Raw genomic sequence first — 18,381 nt, 5'->3', positions numbered from 1 at the left:
ACATAAAAGTCTTTTTTATTTAAATAAAAATGGAAACAAACAATTCAATCATACATGTAATTTTAACTGGAGGAGTAGGAAGCAGACTATGGCCACTCTCTCGAAAAAGTCAGCCTAAACAATATCTTGAGATTTTTGAAAATAAATCTCTATTCGAGATGACTGTTGATCGTAACAGTCATTTAGCAAATAAAGTTATGGTAGTTGGCAATGTTGATAATCATCACTTAAGTGGTAAAGTTATGGACAAAGCCAAAACTTCATATATAAATATAGTTGAGGCAACTCCTCGAAATACTGCAGCTGCAATAGCTTTTGCAGCATTTGCCTCAGATCCTGAGGATATATTAATTGTTACTCCTTCAGATCATATTATTGATAAGATGGAGGACTACAATAAAGCGATTAACGAGGCTATTTCAAAAGCCCAAGATGGCTTTATTGTTACATTTGGTATTATTCCAACCAAACCAGAAACAGGTTATGGTTATATAGAATCAAAAGGTGATAAAGTAATTTCATTTCGAGAAAAGCCTAATGAAACGACTGCAAAAGAGTTTATCGCAAAAGGAAATTTTTTATGGAATAGCGGAATGTTTTGTTTTAAGGCGAGTGTTCTTTTAGAAGAATTAAAGCAATTTCAGCCGGATGTATATGAAAAATCTAAAACTGTATGGGAATCGAGTAAAAATGGTTTTTTAGATTTAGATCTATCATTAGAAATTCCATCGATTAGTATTGATTATGCTGTAATGGAACGCAGTAAAAAAATAAAAGTAGTACCCGCTGCTTTTTCATGGTCAGATTTAGGCTCATTTGAATCAGTCTATGATTATTTAGTTCTAAAAAATCATCCAACCGATAAAAATGGGAATATGGTTATTGGTTGTGGTAAGCATACTACATTTCTGGGTTTAAAAAACACTATTTTTGTTTATACAGACACTGCTAATTTAATTTTACAAAAAGAAAATTCACAAGATGTAAAAGATATCTATAGTGAATTAGAAAAAATAAATTCAGATTTATTAAATTAATTTAAATGAAAAAAATTCTTATAACAGGAGGTGCTGGTTTTATTGGTTCACATGTAGTGAGACGTTTCGTGAATAAATATCCTGACTATCAAATATATAATTTAGATGCGTTGACTTATGCAGGCAATCTGGAAAATATTAAGGATATTGAGAATAAATCTAATTATAGTTTTATAAAAGGTGATATTGTTGATGAAACTTTTATAAATGAACTTTTCTCACTTCATAATTTTGATGGAGTTTTACATTTAGCAGCAGAGTCTCATGTGGATCGCTCTATTGAAGACCCATTAGCATTTGTAAAAACAAATGTAATTGGAACTATGAATTTGCTAAATGCAGCTAAAAATCTATGGAAAGAGAATTTTGAAGGTAAACGTTTTTATCATATTAGTACTGATGAAGTTTATGGCTCGCTTGGAGCTGAGGGTCTTTTTACTGAGACAACATCATATGATCCAAATTCACCTTATTCTGCTTCAAAAGCAAGTTCAGATCATTTTGTAAGAGCTTATGGTGAAACTTATGGCTTGCCTTATGTTTTAACAAATTGTTCAAACAATTATGGATCACATCATTTTCCTGAAAAACTAATTCCACTCTTTATAAACAATATTATCAATAACAAATCTTTACCTGTTTATGGAGATGGTAATTATACTCGTGATTGGCTTTTTGTTGAAGATCATGCTATTGCTATCGATTTGGTCTTTCATCAAGGTAAAAATCATGAAACTTACAATATTGGTGGGTTTAACGAATGGAAAAACATTGATCTAGTAAAATTACTATGCCAAATTATGGATCAGAAATTAGGAAGATTTAAAGGAACTTCTCAAGAGTTGATTACCTATGTTAAGGATAGACCTGGTCACGATTTGCGTTATGCTATTGATGCATCTAAAATTAATAAAGAATTGGGATGGAAACCATCTGTTACTTTTGAAGAAGGGTTAGAAAAGACAATAAACTGGTATTTAAATAATGAAGAATGGTTGCATAACGTAACTTCTGGAACCTACAAAGATTATTATAAAAAACAATATTCATAAATAAATAAGTTTTTTCAATTAAACTTTAAAGGTTAATATAATTCAATATGAAAAAGATAATATACATTCTTACTCTGTTTTTTATTTTACTTATTTCTTTTAATGCAAACGCTCAAGATATAATAAAGTCAAAAGACTTAAGTACAGTAAAGGTTGATTACTTGTCAGATGACGATATCGCTAAAATTATTTCGCAATTAAAAAGTAATAAAGCAACTATAGACGATGTGGAATCAATGGCTTTGTCAAAGGGTATGAGTCAAGTTGAATTTGATAAGTTAAAAACGAGAGTTGATGAATATGAAAAAAAATATTCTAAAGATAAGGACAAAGATAAGGACAAAGATAAGGACAAAGACAAAGACAAAGAGGATAAATTAAAAAAGAAAGATAAAGACTCTGAGTTTAAAAGAAAACAGGAAAAAATTAAAAATGAAAAAATAAAGGATTCATTAAATTCATTAATTTTTGGATCTGAATTATTTGATAATCCGACTTTGAATTTTGAACCAGACCTAAAAATGGCTACACCAATAAATTATGTTCTTGGACCAGGGGATAAGTTAGAAGTGAGCGTTTATGGTATTCAACAATTTGATAGTACTGTTGCTGTAAATTTTGAAGGAAAAATTGCAATTCAAAATGTTGGACAAATTTCAGTAGCAGGAATGTCTATAGAAGCGGCTCTACAAAAAATAAAAGCAGCAATAGCAAAAGTTTACAGTACAGTTAGATCCGGACAATCACAAGTTAGTGTGAGTCTAAGCGAAATAAGAACCATTAAGGTGACAATTGTTGGCGGTAAGCAGCCGGGTAATTATTCTATTTCATCTCTTGCCTCTGTATATAATGCTTTGCATTTAGCAGGTGGACCTGGTAAAAATGGAAGCTATAGAAATATTGAATTAATTCGAAATAATAAAGTTTATAAAAATATCGATATCTATAAGTTTTTAGTTAAAGGAGATCAATCTGATAATGTGAGCTTGAGAGATAATGATGTAATTAGAATTCCTGCTTATAGTCAAAGAGTTGTGGTTGAAGGTGAAGTAAAACGTCCAGGAATCTTCGAAATGAAAAGTGGAGAGACTTTTGCAGATTTATTGTCTTTTGTTTCAGGATTTAACGAATTTGCCTACACGGCATCTGTAAATGTAATGCAAAAAACAGGTAAGGAATTTAAAGTACATGATATAAATGAGAGTAAATATAATTCTTATTTACCACAATCAGGAGATGTTTTTAGAGTTACTAAAATTTTAAATCGATTTGAAAACCGTATTAAAGTTGAAGGTGCAGTTTTTAGACCTGATTACTATTCTTATAATGAGGGCATGAGAATTTCAGATCTTATTACAAGAGCAGAGGGACTTAAGGAAGATGCATATACTAAAAGAGCAAGAATAATTCGTTTAAAAACAGATTTGACCACAGAAATTGTAAATGTTGATTTAAGTGCTGCTTTATCAGGGGATTTAAATTCTGACGTTGAATTAAAAAGAGAAGATATTGTTACAGTTTATTCTATTCTTGATTTTAGAGAAGAATATAAAATTACTATAGATGGTGAGGTAAAAAATCCTGGAGAATATGAATATTTCGAAAATTTAACTTTAAACGACTTGGTTGTTCAAGTTGGAGGTTTGACAGGTTCAGCATCTAAAAGAGTTGAAGTTGCCAGAATGGTTAAGTCTGATGTGATTGATGATTCAGATCCAAAACGTATAGAGTTAGTAGAGCTTGAAATTAGCGCAGACAATAATGAGCAAATTAAAAATTTTGTTTTAAAGCCTTTTGATGTAATAAATATTCGAAAAATGGCGGTTTATGAAAAACCAGAAATGGTGAAAGTTAGTGGTGCAGTAAGTTATCCTGGGAAATACGTTTTAGCTAATAAAAAAGAAACAGTATACAATGTTGTTATGAGAGCTGGAGGATTAACATCCATAGCCAACTTAGATGGAATGAAAATTAAAAGACCAATTAAGGAGGAGCAGATTGAACAGTTGGAGAGTGTAAATCTCAATCTTGATAAAAAACAAGCTGTCGAAGTAGAAAAAAATGAATTCAGCATGACAGAAAAGGATACGTTAAGAGATAAATTGTCTAAAAAGCTTAGAGATGAATTAAAGTATGCTACAATTCCTGTTAACTGGGAAAAAATTGTAAAAGATAAAAATCATTACTCGAATGTTACTTTATTTCCAGGTGATGAAATTGAAGTTGCTGTTTATAATGAAGGTGTTAAAGTTACTGGGAATGTCTTGTTAACCTCAGAAATTCCTTATCGTAGTGGGAAAGGATTTAAATATTATATAAATGCTGTTGGTGGTGTAGATTATAAAGGATGGAAGAAAAAGGCATATATTATTTATCCAAATGGTAAAGCTTCAGTAACAGGATCATTTTTATTTTTTAGATCGTATCCAAAAGTTACTCCGGATTCTCAAATAGTAGTGCCGGAAAAACCTGAAATGAAGAGAATGAGTGCTGGAGAATGGGCTGGTATTGGAAGTGTTTTAGCTAGCTTAGCATTATTAATTGTTACTGCTTTTAAATAATATTTGATGGAGAATTTAGATAGTAAAAATGGTGAGGTTTCATTAAAGGAATTACTAGAGAAGATAAATGAATGGTTTATTTATTTACTTTCAAAATGGAAAATCATTTTATTAGTTGGAATTACCGGAGCTATTTTGGGACTGACATTTTCAATGATGAAAAAACCAGTTTACACCGCTACATTGTCTTTCGTCTTAGAGGAGGATAAATCCGGGGGAATGGGAGGAGCTTTAGGATTTGCAAGTTCTCTGGGATTGGATTTAGGAGGAAGTGGAGGAGGAATGTTTACTGGCTCTAATTTGACGGAATTGTTTAAGTCAAGATTGATGGTTGAGAAAACATTGTTGTCTCCAGTAAATGATCATGGCAAAATTATTTCATTTGCAGAAATGTATATTCAAGATAATAAGTGGAGAGATGGTTGGAAGGACAAACCTAAATTAGCCCATATTGAATTTTTACCTAATGCTGACAGGAAAAATTTTACAAGAGAAAATGATAGTATTTTAGGTGTTATTGGAAAAAATTTAACTGAAGGTGGATTTTTAGTTTCACAAAAAGATAAAAAAGCATCAATTATTGATATAGATGTTTATTCTACAAATGAATTTTTTGCAAAATATTTTTGTGAAGCATTAGCTAAAGAGATTTCAGATTTCTATATAGATACCAGAAGTAAAAAAGCTAGAATGAATATGGCAATTTTAGAGCGCCAGGTTGATTCAATTAGAAGGGAACTTAATGGGGCCATTACTGGTGTCGCTGTAGCAAATGATAATACATTTAATTTAAATCCCGCTTTGAATGTAAGACGTACTCCTTCTTCTAGAAAACAAGTAGATGTTCAGGCAAATACGGCAATTTTAACTGAATTAGTAAGACAGTCTGAGCTATCTAAAGTTACCTTGCGTAAAGAAACACCTTTAATCCAAGTAATTGATAGACCTATTTTTCCTTTGAAGAAGGATAAATTTGGTAAAGCTAAAGGAATTGTAATAGGCGGATTTATTAGTGGATTTCTCATTGTTTTGATTCTGATAATAAAACGTTTTTTTAGTCAGTTAATGTCACAATAATTTAGAATTTGATTGATTAAGGTTTTTATTTTAAAAATTTGATTAGCTAAGAAATGAATTCAGATAAATTATAAATTCAGAAGTAATAAAAATAAAATTTTACAAAGTAATAGTTTGCGAATTTGTTGTAATAAAGTTGCAAATTATTCTTTAATCTACATATGTCATTAAAAAAACAAGCCTTGCAAGGCTTTATTTGGTCTTTTTTACAGCAATTTTCTACTCAATTAATTACGTTTCTTGTTCAAATTATTTTAGCAAGAATTCTTTTGCCTGCTGAATTTGGATTGATAGGAATGTTGACGGTATTTATTGGTGTCGGTACAGCATTATTTGAGGGAGGAATGACAACTTCATTAATTAGGGTTTCAAAAACAGACTCAAAAGATTATTCTACTGTTTTTTTCTTCAATCTTGGTGTTAGTTTATTGATATATATATTGTTTTTTTTTTCTGCTCCATATATAGCTCAGTTTTATAAACAACCTGTTCTTACTGATATTGCTAGAGTATATGGACTCTCTTTTGTGTTTTTAGCTTTTGGAACCGTGCAAAATACTATTTTGACAAAAGAGATGAAGTTTAAAAAGCAGGCATTCATAACATTTCCGGCATTGCTAATTGGAAGTTTGGGTGGTGTTTTTTTTGCCTATAATAATTATGGGGTTTGGTCATTAGTGTATTCAATGCTATTAACAAATTTTTTAACATCTATTTTTTTATGGTTTTCTTCAAATTGGCGTCCACAGTTCATTTTTGATATTGATAGATTTAAACTTCACTTTCATTTTGGATACAAAATGACAATTTCGGGACTTTTAGATACAATTTTTACAAATATATATCAAATTATTATTGGAAGGCTTTATAATCCTGTAACGGTAGGCTATTATACAAGAGCAAATTCATTAATGATGCTACCAGTAGGAAATGTTTCAGCTGCACTTAATAAAGTTGTATTTCCTCTCTTCGCAAAAGTTCAGGATGATATTTCTGCTTTAAGAGCGGCTTATAAAAAGATTATGCTTATAGTTCTTTTTATTATTACCCCCATAATTGTTCTTATGGCATTACTAGCGAATGAACTTGTAGCTTTTTTATTTACTGAAAAATGGTTACCTATTGTTCCAATGTTTCGAATTATTTGTTTGTCGGGTATTTTGTACCCTTTACATCTTTACAATTTGATGATTCTTCAAGTTAAGGGTAGAAGTGATTTATTTTTAAAATTAGAAATAATTAAAAAAGTTGTATTAATATTTATAATTATAATTTCTGTTTTATTTGGTTTTACCGGATTATTAATTGGATCTGTTATCGCTTCGATAATTGCACTTTTTATTAATACATATTATGCTGGTTCTATAATTGATTATACAATGAAACAACAATTATTGGATATTCTCCCTGTTTTTGTTATTTCCACTTGCATGGGATTATTAGTTTTTATTGTTAATAATTATTTAAGCGATTATAATAATATTTCGCGACTTATTTTAAGCAGTATAATTGGAATAATAGTATATGTTTTTTTAGCTTTAATATTTAAATTTCAAACAATAAAGGATATTCGCAACATAATTTAAAAATATGATACCAGTTACTAAGCCATTTTTACCCCCACAAGAAGAATACCAGCATTTTGTTAGTGGGATTTGGAAGAGGCAGTGGTTAACCAATATGGGACCATTAGCCAGTGAGCTTGAAATGAATCTAAAAGAGTATCTCAAGGTAGATCATTTACTATTTGTTACTAATGGAACTGTAGCATTGCAGATGGCTATTAAAGCTCTTGGTTTAAAAGGAGAGATAATTACTACTCCTTTTTCATTTGTTGCAACAACTTCCTGTATCGTTTGGGAAGGTTGTACACCAGTTTTTGTAGATATAGAGGAAAAAACCTTAAATATTGATCCTTCGAAGATCGAAAGCGCAATAACTGAAAAAACAGAAGCAATTCTGGCTACGCACGTTTATGGCAATCCTTGTGATGTCATTGCTATTGAAAATATTGCAAAAAAACATAATTTAAAAGTAATTTATGATGGTGCTCATGCTTTTGGAGTACAAATTAATGGTAAATCAATTTTTGAGTATGGGGATATTACGACATGTTCTCTTCATGCTACCAAATTATATCACTCAATTGAGGGAGGTTTAATCATAACAAAATGCGCTGACTTGCTTAAGAGACTTGCCTACATTCGTAATTTTGGAATTTCTGGGTTTGATACTTTTTCTGAATTAGGAATAAATGGTAAAAATTCAGAATTTCATGCAGCTATGGGATTAGTAAATCTAAACTATATTAAAAAAATACATGAAAATAGAAAATTATTAGTATCTCGTTATGATAAAAAGTTACAGACTTTAAAAGCTTATCGTCCTATTTGGCATACAGATTCTGAACAAAACTTTGCATACTATTGTGTAGTGCTTGAAAGTGAAGAATTGCTACTGAAAATTAAATCAGTTTTAGATGGAAGTGAAATCTTTACAAGACGTTATTTTTATCCATCTTTAGCTAGTGCTTTGCCATATCTTCAGGTTAAACATTTTACTGTGACTGATGATGTTTCAAAACGTGTTTTATGTTTGCCATTATATTATGATTTATCAGTAGAAGAAGTAGATCTGATTTGTAGATTAATTTTAAGAGTTCAGAATAATTAAACTAAAATAAAAATGATTAAGAATGTAATAGAATATTTTATTGAAACTGTAGAAAATAACGGTAATAAAACAGCTGTAATTGAAGGTGAAAAAAAAATAACTTTCACAGACTTAAGTTTAAAGTCGAGAATTTTAGCACAATATATAAGTCAATCTGTTAATGATGTCAATAAACCTATTGCAGTTTTTCTTCCTAAGACAATAGACAGTGTAATTTCTAATATTGCCATTACGTTCAGTGGGAATATTTATATGAATTTAGATATTAAGACACCTATTGAAAGAATAAATAATATAATTTCTTTAATAGAGCCACAACTTATTATCACCAATTCTACTTATATAAAACAATTGGAAACCTTAGGATTGTCTCAGGGAATATTAAATATCGATGATATTAATTTTGATGTTACTATTGATAATGAATTATTAAAAAGACTATCAGGATTGATTGATACAGATCCATACTGTATTATAAATACCTCCGGTTCGACTGGTACTCCAAAAGGCGTAGTTCTTAATCATAAAAGTTTTGTTGATTTTACAGAATGGTCAATAGATACTTTTAAATTTTCAAATAACGAAGTTATAGGATCTTTGTCTCCACTAGTTTTTGATATTTATAGTTATGAGTTATGTCTCTTGATGTCTAAAGCTAGCACAATAGTATTGATACCAGATAGTTTAGCGGCTTTTCCGATTAAAATTTTAGAGATCTTAGAGAGAGAAAAAATAACTTTCCTTTTTTGGGTGCCAACAATTATGGTAAATATTGCAAATATGGCTCTGTTAGAAAAAATTAGCCTGCCTTCTTTAAAAACAGTTTGGTTCGCTGGCGAGGTATTTCCAACAAAACAGTTTAATTACTGGAAAAATAATTTAAAGGAATGTTTGTTTGCTAATTTATATGGTCCTATTGAAATTACATTAGATTGTACTTATTTTATTATTGACAGAGATATTCCGGATGATGAACCGTTGCCAATTGGTTTTGCTTGTAGAAATACTGATATTCTTATACTTAATGATGAGGATAAATTAGTTGCAAAAGGAGAAGAAGGAGAATTATGTGTTAGGGGAACTTCACTTGCAATGGGGTATTATAATAATCCCGAAAAAACATCATTAGCATTTGTTCAAAATCCTCTTAATAAGTCTTATCCAGAAATTATTTATAGAACAGGAGATATTGTCTCTGTAAATAATCTAGATGAAATTATTTTTAAAGGTCGAAAAGATAGTCTTATTAAACATTTGGGATATAGAATAGAATTGGGAGAAATAGAACATGTGATTGTTAATACATTAAAAATTGCTAAAAATGGCTGTGTCGTTTATAATGTAAATAAAAAGGAGATTACTCTGTTTTATGAAGCAAATGAAGAAATCCCTGTGATTGATTTCAGGAAAGAACTTACTAAAGCATTGCCAAAATATATGATTCCTACAGTTTATTCTTTTATGAAGGAATTACCGAGAAATACTAACGGAAAAATAGATCGTCTTTTTCTGAAAAATAAAGTCAATTTATAATGAGGAAAGTAAGTGATTTTAATGAGATCAATCAAGCTGTAGTTAGGATTAAAAATTATAAAAAAAAACTAATTACCAATTTCTATCCAAATGCTGAAAAAAATAAAATATGGATAGCTGACGGTCAGTTTTACATAATAGAACTCGGTGAAGTAACTTATTTTTTGAAAAAAAAGAATAGCTTTTATGCGTTGTTTTTTATTGCATCTTCTAATGAGGAGTTAGAGAAGTCACTTCCTAAGTTGATGAAAGATTTTGAACAAGAAAATTTGATTTTAGATATTGTACAAAAAGAAGACACTTCTGAATTATTAGATATATTTTATAATCAATCTTTCAATTATTATACTTCACTTGTTAGAATGTATAGATTAAATAGTGAAAAAGACTTTTCATCTCTTACAATCGAAGGTATACATGATGCATCAAGTAATCATATAGGTTCTATAAATAGTTTGTTTCAAACATTTTTTGATGAAATGGCAGAACAATTACCAGAAGAAAAGGAATTGAGAAGTTGGATTGAAAATAAAAATGTTTTAGTTTATGAAGAAGGTAATGAAATTGGGGGTTTTTTAATTTACGAAATTATAGGAAGTACTCTATATCTGCGATATTGGTTTGTGCATCCTGATTTTAGAGAAAAAAAAATAGGATCTAAACTTTTTAATGTTTTTGAAAATAGAGGTAGAGATACAAATAGACATTTGTTTTGGGTAATTAAAAGTAATGAAAATGCAATAAAGAGATACAAACATTATGGATTTGTTGAAGAAAAAATGTATAATTTTGTGCTTACAAATAAAATGATAAAATATGAATGATAAGATAGTATCAATATTAAATGAAATAAGACCGGAATTTGATTTTAATGAGCCAACTGAAAATTTTATTGAAGCTGGAATGTTAGATTCGTTTGACTTGGTAACTTTAGTAACAAGTTTAGATGAAACTTTTGAAATATCAATTGATGGAACAGATATATTGCCGGAAAACTTTTGTAATATAGAAAGTATTTCTAATTTATTGAATAAATACATCAAATAATGAATTTGTACTTTAAAGACAAAGAAATTACCGGAATGTTAGTGATAATGCCTTCGAATGAAATAAAGTTTGAGGACGAGATGGAAAATTATAATTTTTCGACCGCAAAATCATTGAAATTAAAGGCAGCACTTGGTTTAAACAAAAGACGAGTGGCTTCTGAAGGAATTTGTGCGTCTGATTTAGCTATTAAGGGTCTTGATTTTCTTTTTTCCACAAACAAATTGCAGAAAGAAGATATTGATGCACTTATTTTTGTCACTCAGTCACCTGATTACATAATGCCTCCCACAAGTAATGTTATTCAAGGACATTTTAGTCTAAAACAGGATATGATTTGTTTAGATATAAATCAAGGCTGTGCTGGCTTTATTATTGGACTAAATCAAGCTTTTATGTTATTAGAACAACCTTCTGTCTCTAAAGTTGTAATGATAAATGCTGATGTTTTGAGTACTAAAGTTTCAAAAAGAGATAGAAATAGTAATCCACTTATAGGTGATGCAGCTTCAATTACAATAATAGAAAAATCATCTGATAAAACAGAAATTTTCGGAACTATAAAGATGGATGGGAGCGGAGCATTTTCTTTACAAATTCCAGCTGGTGGAGCTAGGCTACCAATATCTAATCAAACTGCAATTATGCATGAAGATGTTAGTGGTAATTTTAGAAGTAAAGAAAATCTTGTAATGAAAGGAGACGATGTGTTTAATTTTGTTCAGGCAGAAGTTCCTCCAATGATTGAGTCTTTATTACAAAATGCAAAAGTAGACAAGAACATTGTGGATTACTACATGTTCCATCAGCCAAATAAATTTATGCTTAACAAAGTTGCTGATAAAATAGGAATTAGTAGAGAAAAGATGCCTGCAAATGTAGTTGAGAATTTCGGGAATTCAAGTGGTGTAACGATCCCTGTAGTTACATGTTTTAACATTGCAGAACAGCTTAAACAAAAACGATTAAAAATTTGTTTTGCGGGATTTGGAGTTGGGTTGACATGGGCATCCTTGCTTATGGATGTTGGACCTTTAACTTTTTGCGAAATAATAGAATATTAAAAATAAAAACATAAAAGAATGGAAGATTTTTTAGAAAAAATGGCTGAATTGTTTGAAGAAGATTCTGTGCAATTATCGGATAATATTGTTGATTTTGATGCTTGGGATTCATTAACTAGTTTGTCAGTAATTGCTTATTCGGGAGAAGAGTTTCAAAAAACTATTACTGCAGCTCAGATTGTTGAGGCTAAAACTATTGGAGGTTTGTATGAATTATTGAAAAATAACTAATTTTTTTTAAACTATATAATTCAATTTGGTTAGCTGATAAATGACAAAAAAAAAAATCTACTATTTATCAGTAAGTTCAATAATATATTTAAATTAAAAGTTATAGGGTTAAGAGTATTTAGTAGCATTTTTAATATATGGAAAAAAAACAATTCGTTCTGGTAACAGGAGCTACATCTGGTATAGGTAAAGAGATAGCTATTCAATTATCTAATGATTATAATTTAGTACTGCATGGTCGAAATCTAGAAAAGTTAAACGAGGTACTAAGCTTATGTAACAAAAAAAATAGTATGTTGACATGGCTATGTAATTTAGAGAAAATTGAGGAAGTAGAAAAATCATTAGAACAATTTTTATCTAATAGCATCGAAATCATAAAATTTGTTCACTGTGCAGGAATAATGAAAATGGCGCCTTTGAAAATGTCCAATTTAGATATATTAAAACAGACATTTAATATAAATGTTTTTGCTCCTAATTTAATTTCGAAAACTCTTATAAGTAAAAAAATTAACAATAGTTCGTTAACAAGTATTGTTTTTATATCAAGTAATATAAGTAATCATGGTGCAAAAGCTATGAGTGCTTATGGATCATCAAAATCAGCTCTTGATGGTTTAATGAGATCTTTAGCCGTAGAGTTAGCTCCTAAGGTTCGTGTGAATTCAGTACTCCCAGGTGCAGTTGAAACTAGTATGACTAAAGATATTTTAGGAAACGAAGAATTAAAACAAAGAATGTTATCGGTATATCCTTTGGGAATAGGCTTACCAAATGATATTTCTCAAGCTGTTTCATTTTTACTTTCTGAAAATGCCAGATGGATTACAGGACAACAGATTACAGTCGATGGCGGAAGAACGATTAATATTACAGGATAATTTGGAAATATTAGTTAGAACAATTCAGAATCAGCCAATTGATTCGAATTGTTTTGTTCTTTATAATAATTTGAATCCGAGTTGTATAATAATTGATCCAGGATCAGAAGATTGTATTGAATTATTAATATTCTTAAAAGAAAATAATCTTGTGCCAGAATATATAATATTAACTCATGAACATTTTGATCACATATGGGGAGTTAATAAATTATTAGAACTATTTGATTGTACAATAGTTTGTAGCAAAAAAAGTTCTGAAAGTATAGTTGATAAAAAGAAAAATCTATCTATATTTTATAATCAAGTAGGATTTGAAATTGCTTTAACTGGTAAGGTAAGAATAATTTCCGATGAAGTTTTAAAATTGGGTAATTATATACTACAATTTAAAGAAACTCCAGGTCACTCACTCGGCTCTGTTTCTTTTTGGATAAATGAAATGCTTTTTACGGGAGATGTATTTATTAAAGATACTAAAACTGTAACGAAATTACCTGGTGGTAGCAAAGAGCAACTTAGTAAGACAATTTATGAACTTGATAAATTGTTTAATAAAAAAAGCATGATGGTTTATCCCGGTCACGGGGAAATATTTCTATTTAGAGATATTGATTTTAATAAAGTTATATGAAAAAAATTGTAATTATTGGCACTGGCGCAGTTGCCTCGGAGTTAACATCATATATAGAAGATAACAATAAAAATGTTGATTCTCAGTCTCAAATAGATCTTTTAGGATATATAGATTATGAATACAATATAGAAAAGTATTGGAAAAAGTATCAACTTCAGAAAGCGGTTCTAGGAGATATTGATAATTATAACTTTGAAAAAGAAGTTGAAGTTTTAATAGGAATTTCAGACATTAAATTTCGCAATGAGATTATTTGTATTTTAGAAAATAAAGGAGTTACTTTTTTTCAATTCATACATCATTCAGCAATTATTCCTGATACAATAAAAATAGGGAAAGGGAATATTATCTATCCGTTTTGCATAATAGGACCAAACACTCAAATAGGTGATTTTAATATGATTACTTCTTATGGTTGCATAAGTCATGACTGTATTATTGGTGATAGAAATATTTTTTCTACTACAATAATTGCTGGAAGGATCACTATTGGAAATGATAATTTTTTTGGCATTAGGTCTACCGTGATACCCCATGTTGTAATAGGAAATGAAAATTTAATACAAGCTGGAATGGTTGTAGATAAATCTATCAAAGACAATACTACTGTTTTTTATCGATACAAAGAAAGCATAATAGCGATCCCAAAATAGAATGCGAGAAGACAATAATCCGCTGCTAAGCATTATCTGTACATCATATAATCAAGAAAAATATATCAGAGAATCTTTAGAAGGTTTCTTAATACAGCAAACTAATTTTTTGTTTGAAATAATTGTTCATGATGATGCTTCTACTGATAATACAGCAAAGATAATTAGAGAATATGAATCAAAATATCCTAGTCTATTTAATAATATATATCAAATTGAAAATCATTTTACAAAACCTGATGTAAACATTTGGTTCGATATAGTATTTCCTATGGCCAGAGGTAAATATATCGCTATTTGTGAAGGAGATGATTATTGGACTGATCCTTTGAAACTACAAAAACAATTTGATTTTTTAGAAGCAAATCCAGACTTTGGATTAGTATATACTGACTCTCTTGCATATTATCAAAGTACAAAAGAATTAAAAATATTAGAAAAACCAAAAAATAAACAAGATTCTTTTTTTAAAGATTTAATTTTTGGCGCTTCAAATATTTATACTTTGACTGTTTGTTTTAAAAGAGAATTTTTGCAAGAATATGTTAATGAAGTTAGACCATATTCAAAAGGATGGCTTTTAGGAGATTTACCTTTATGGTTATTTATTTCAACAAAGACAAAAGCTCATTACATGGATGAAATGACAACTGTCTATAGAGTTTTAGAAGAGTCTGCCTCAAATACTCAAAATCTAAATAAACATCTTGATTTTAGAAAAAGTGTTTTTAAAATTAAATTATTTTTTTTAAATAAATATTTTAAGGAAGATCAAAAAACAAAAAAAGAAATTACTTCTATTTATTTATATGAACAATTAGTTTGGAATATTTCATTTAAAGGTAATTTTAAACAATTTTTAATTTTTCTATATGAGTTTTATTTAGGAAATAATAATTTTAGACTTTTTGTGGGATCTTTTTATCAGATTCTAAAAAAATTTAAATCCCAGTTTATCCATAAGTAATCCTGTTATTTATCTAAAAACAAGTAATTGTTGTAGGTAATTCTTGTGTTAAATTAAGATGTTATTTATGATCTTAAATTAAAATCTTTACAATAAATCATAAGATGAGCTTAGCTCTAATTTAAAATTTTGGAAGTTTATAAAAATTCAATGAAGCTTAACTTTATACTGCCTTTTTTTGCACCGATGCCAGGCGGAGGTGTTAAAATAATGTATGAATATGCTAATAGAATGTCTTTAATGGGACATGACGTGGTTGTATATCATAATCAAAGCACTCCTCACTTTTATTATCCAAAATTAAGACCATTATGGTTACGAAAAGTAATTTCATTTATTAAATATAATAATCATCCAAAACCTAATTGGTTCACATTTGATGACAAGGTTAAATTTAAATTTATTGATACAATAAGTAATAATTCTATTAGAGATGCTGATGCGACTATAACTACTTGGTGGTCCTTAGTAGAACCATTGAAAAATTTAACAGTTTCAAAAGGTAAAAAAGTAAATTTAATACAAGGATATGAAATTTGGGATGGTAATGAGGATTTAGTTCATAAATCATATAATTATGAAAATGTGACTAATGTTGTTATTTCTGATTTTTTATACAATAAAGTTAAAGAATATAATTTTATTTCTGAGCCGATCTTAACTACTCTTGCAATTGATACAAATGTATTCAATGTTACAAATAATATTGAAAATAGAAATCCCTTAAGTATCTGTATGCTATATGGAGAGAATGATAATGTAAAAGGCACGATTTATGGTTTAAAAGCTTTCGAAAAATTGAAAACAGCGTTTCCGGAACTAGAAGTAGAATTATTTGGAGTTGAGAAAAGGCCAGATAGAATTCCTTCATGGATAAAATATAATTATAATTCAAAAAAACTTAATTCTATATACAATAGAAATGCAATTTTTTTAGCTCCAAGTATTACTGAAGGGTGGGCACTTCCTCCAACTGAAGCTATGGCTTGTGGATGTGTAGTGGTTTCTACTAATATCCCAGGTCACAGGCATGTTAATAATTATATGGATGCTATTACAATTATTCCTGAGGATGTTGATGATATAGTAGAAAAAATAACAGTTTTACTCAATGACAATAATCTAAGGATAAAATTAGCAAAAAAGTCAAAAGAATTTGTTGCACAGTATTGTTGGGAATCTGTTCTTGATAAATTTATTAATGTAGTAACAAGTTAATATGGATGTATCAATAATAATTGTAAATTACAATACAAAGGATTTATTAGTAGATTGTATTAATTCAGTATATAAACAAACCAAGGATCTTGTTTTTGAGATAGTAGTAGTTGATAATAATTCAACAGATGACTCAGAAAATACAATCAAAGAAAAATTCCCAAAGGTAATTTTTGTCCAAAGTGGTGGTAATATAGGATTTGGGAAAGCAAATAATTTAGGAGTTGAGAAAGCAAATGGCGAATATATTTTTTTATTAAATTCAGATACAATTTTATTAAATAATGCTATTTTTTACTTTTTAAATTTTGCAAGAAATAATAAAAATCTCAATATTGGCTGCTTAGGTACAGTTTTACTAGATGAAGATAGAAATAATACTCATTCTTCTGAAAGTTTTCCTTCAATGAGAAGAATAATTTTTGAAGTAATTAATAATTATTTAAAACATTTTTTTCATTCTCCCTTTAAAAAAGAAAGACGAGAATTTGAAGAATCTAATTTTTTTGAAGTTGATTATATAACTGGTGCAGATTTATTTTTATCTAGGGAATTATTTAGAAGCCTAAAAGGATTTGATCCAATGTTTTTTATGTATTATGAAGAGACAGATTTGCAAAAGCAGATTAGTAAATTAGGATTAAAAAGACTTCTAATTAAAGGTGCTGAAATAATTCATTTAGAAGGCGGAAGCAATACTGCTGAGAGTTTTTCTGCAAAAAGAAGAATTATGATTACTGTTAGTTTGTTCAAGTATTTAAAGAAAAATTCGTTTATGCCAAATTATTATATTTTTAGATTGGTATTTTTTATTATAAGACTTCCAATATTACTTGATTCAAGAATTACTTACAAAGACAGAAAAGAATATGTTTATTCATTATTGAAATAAAATAGAATGATTGATAAAGATATTGTGATAGCCATACTAGCAAGAGATTGTGGAAAAACATTGGTGAAAAATATTCAATTAGTAGAAGAACTAAGAAGTTATTTTAGATGGTCGCAAGTTGTTGTTGTAGAAAATGACAGTAAAGACAATACAAAAGCCTTATTGTTTGATTGGGAACAAAGTAAATCAGGAGTAAAAATAATTTCTCAGGATTATAATACTTTGACTATTCCAAATAAAACATTAAATAACATTAATCCTTTAGTAAGTCTTTTTAGAATTGAAAAAATGACGAAATATAGAAATATCTATATTGATTATATAAAGCAAATCAACCATAATATTGATAATCTTATTGTAATAGACATAGATGTTAAATCTTTTTCTGTTGAAGGGATTGTAGATTCAATTTTAAAATGCGAGGGAGAATGTGGTGCTATTTTTGCTTATGGAATAACTGTTAAAAAAATATTTAATAAAGTTTATTCTAAAATATTTTATGATCTTTTTGCTATTCAGGAGTATTCAATGAAGAATATACCATTGTTTAAGTCAGAAAATTCACGAGATATATTAAGAAGTATTAGTGTGAATTTAAAAGAAAATGAAATTTTGTATAAAGTTATTTCTGCTTTTGGAGGCATAGCAGTCTATAATTATAGAGCAATTTGTGATTTAGAATATAAAGTTGTTCTAAATAGTTTTGATAAGAATGAAGCGATATGTGAGCATATTCCATTCAACGCTGAAATTATTAAGTTAGGATATTCAAATTATATTTCAAAAAAGATGGAAGTAATCTATGGAGAACATTCTTTTATTGAAATAATTAAATATATTATACCTAGAAAAATT

At 28.7% G+C, this 18,381-nt stretch carries 18 protein-coding genes; all 18 read left to right on the top strand.

All coding sequences use genetic code 11. The features are described 5' to 3' along the window. Window positions 1-29: 29 nt before the first annotated feature. On the top strand, window positions 30-1,037 hold the full coding sequence (locus ASF10_RS04280; RefSeq protein ID WP_056245914.1) for a mannose-1-phosphate guanylyltransferase: 1,008 nt from the start codon (window positions 30-32) through the stop codon (window positions 1,035-1,037). A gap of 5 nt (window positions 1,038-1,042) precedes the next feature. Continuing rightward, window positions 1,043-2,089, top strand: a complete 1,047-nt coding sequence (rfbB, locus tag ASF10_RS04275) for a dTDP-glucose 4,6-dehydratase (RefSeq protein ID WP_056245911.1) — start codon at window positions 1,043-1,045, stop codon at window positions 2,087-2,089. A 47-nt stretch (window positions 2,090-2,136) separates the two neighbouring features. Beyond that, a complete protein-coding gene (locus tag ASF10_RS04270) occupies window positions 2,137-4,650 on the top strand; it encodes an SLBB domain-containing protein (RefSeq protein WP_056245908.1) in 2,514 nt (837 codons plus the stop codon). 6 nt (window positions 4,651-4,656) lie between these two features. Further along, a complete protein-coding gene (locus tag ASF10_RS04265) occupies window positions 4,657-5,727 on the top strand; it encodes a lipopolysaccharide biosynthesis protein (RefSeq protein WP_056245905.1) in 1,071 nt (356 codons plus the stop codon). A gap of 161 nt (window positions 5,728-5,888) precedes the next feature. Beyond that, window positions 5,889-7,313, top strand: coding sequence for a lipopolysaccharide biosynthesis protein (locus tag ASF10_RS04260; protein ID WP_056245902.1), 1,425 nt, complete (start codon window positions 5,889-5,891; stop codon window positions 7,311-7,313). Window positions 7,314-7,317: 4 nt separating this feature from the next. After that, complete coding sequence (locus ASF10_RS04255) at window positions 7,318-8,400, top strand: DegT/DnrJ/EryC1/StrS family aminotransferase (protein WP_056245899.1); 1,083 nt, start codon at window positions 7,318-7,320, stop codon at window positions 8,398-8,400. 12 nt (window positions 8,401-8,412) lie between these two features. Then, a complete protein-coding gene (locus ASF10_RS04250) occupies window positions 8,413-9,933 on the top strand; it encodes an amino acid adenylation domain-containing protein (protein ID WP_056245896.1) in 1,521 nt (506 codons plus the stop codon). Next, window positions 9,933-10,757, top strand: coding sequence for a GNAT family N-acetyltransferase (locus tag ASF10_RS04245; RefSeq protein WP_056245893.1), 825 nt, complete (start codon window positions 9,933-9,935; stop codon window positions 10,755-10,757). Before ASF10_RS04250 ends, ASF10_RS04245 begins: the two co-directional genes overlap by 1 nt. Then, window positions 10,750-10,980: an acyl carrier protein gene (locus tag ASF10_RS04240; protein ID WP_056245892.1), complete on the top strand. Its 231-nt coding sequence runs from the start codon at window positions 10,750-10,752 to the stop codon at window positions 10,978-10,980. The genes ASF10_RS04245 and ASF10_RS04240 overlap by 8 nt, the downstream gene beginning before the upstream one ends. After that, on the top strand, window positions 10,980-12,044 hold the full coding sequence (locus ASF10_RS04235; RefSeq protein WP_056245888.1) for a 3-oxoacyl-ACP synthase III family protein: 1,065 nt from the start codon (window positions 10,980-10,982) through the stop codon (window positions 12,042-12,044). The genes ASF10_RS04240 and ASF10_RS04235 overlap by 1 nt, the downstream gene beginning before the upstream one ends. Before the next feature lie 18 nt (window positions 12,045-12,062). After that, window positions 12,063-12,275, top strand: coding sequence for a phosphopantetheine-binding protein (locus tag ASF10_RS04230; RefSeq protein WP_056245884.1), 213 nt, complete (start codon window positions 12,063-12,065; stop codon window positions 12,273-12,275). 137 nt (window positions 12,276-12,412) lie between these two features. After that, the gene (locus tag ASF10_RS04225; RefSeq protein WP_056245881.1) at window positions 12,413-13,159 is read left to right on the top strand and encodes an SDR family NAD(P)-dependent oxidoreductase; all 747 of its coding nucleotides are present in this window, start codon (window positions 12,413-12,415) and stop codon (window positions 13,157-13,159) included. Then, a complete protein-coding gene (locus ASF10_RS04220) occupies window positions 13,128-13,793 on the top strand; it encodes an MBL fold metallo-hydrolase (RefSeq protein ID WP_056245878.1) in 666 nt (221 codons plus the stop codon). The genes ASF10_RS04225 and ASF10_RS04220 overlap by 32 nt, the downstream gene beginning before the upstream one ends. Beyond that, complete coding sequence (locus ASF10_RS04215) at window positions 13,790-14,449, top strand: hypothetical protein (protein WP_056245876.1); 660 nt, start codon at window positions 13,790-13,792, stop codon at window positions 14,447-14,449. Before ASF10_RS04220 ends, ASF10_RS04215 begins: the two co-directional genes overlap by 4 nt. A 1-nt stretch (window position 14,450) precedes the next feature. After that, the gene (locus ASF10_RS04210) at window positions 14,451-15,416 is read left to right on the top strand and encodes a glycosyltransferase family 2 protein (RefSeq protein ID WP_056245872.1); all 966 of its coding nucleotides are present in this window, start codon (window positions 14,451-14,453) and stop codon (window positions 15,414-15,416) included. Window positions 15,417-15,545: 129 nt separating this feature from the next. Next, a complete protein-coding gene (locus ASF10_RS04205) occupies window positions 15,546-16,634 on the top strand; it encodes a glycosyltransferase family 4 protein (protein ID WP_131726504.1) in 1,089 nt (362 codons plus the stop codon). A 1-nt stretch (window position 16,635) separates the two neighbouring features. Beyond that, a complete protein-coding gene (locus tag ASF10_RS04200) occupies window positions 16,636-17,526 on the top strand; it encodes a glycosyltransferase family 2 protein (RefSeq protein ID WP_056245869.1) in 891 nt (296 codons plus the stop codon). Window positions 17,527-17,532: 6 nt separating this feature from the next. Continuing rightward, window positions 17,533-18,381 (top strand): hypothetical protein (locus ASF10_RS04195; protein WP_131726503.1); only part of this gene is annotated, 849 nt, incomplete at its 3' end.

The sequence above is a fragment of the Flavobacterium sp. Leaf82 genome (genome assembly GCF_001422725.1).
In the GTDB taxonomy this organism is placed as follows: Bacteria; Bacteroidota; Bacteroidia; order Flavobacteriales; family Flavobacteriaceae; genus Flavobacterium.
Note: the sequence above shows the minus strand (reverse complement) of the source record. Positions and strands in the feature narration are given on the sequence as shown.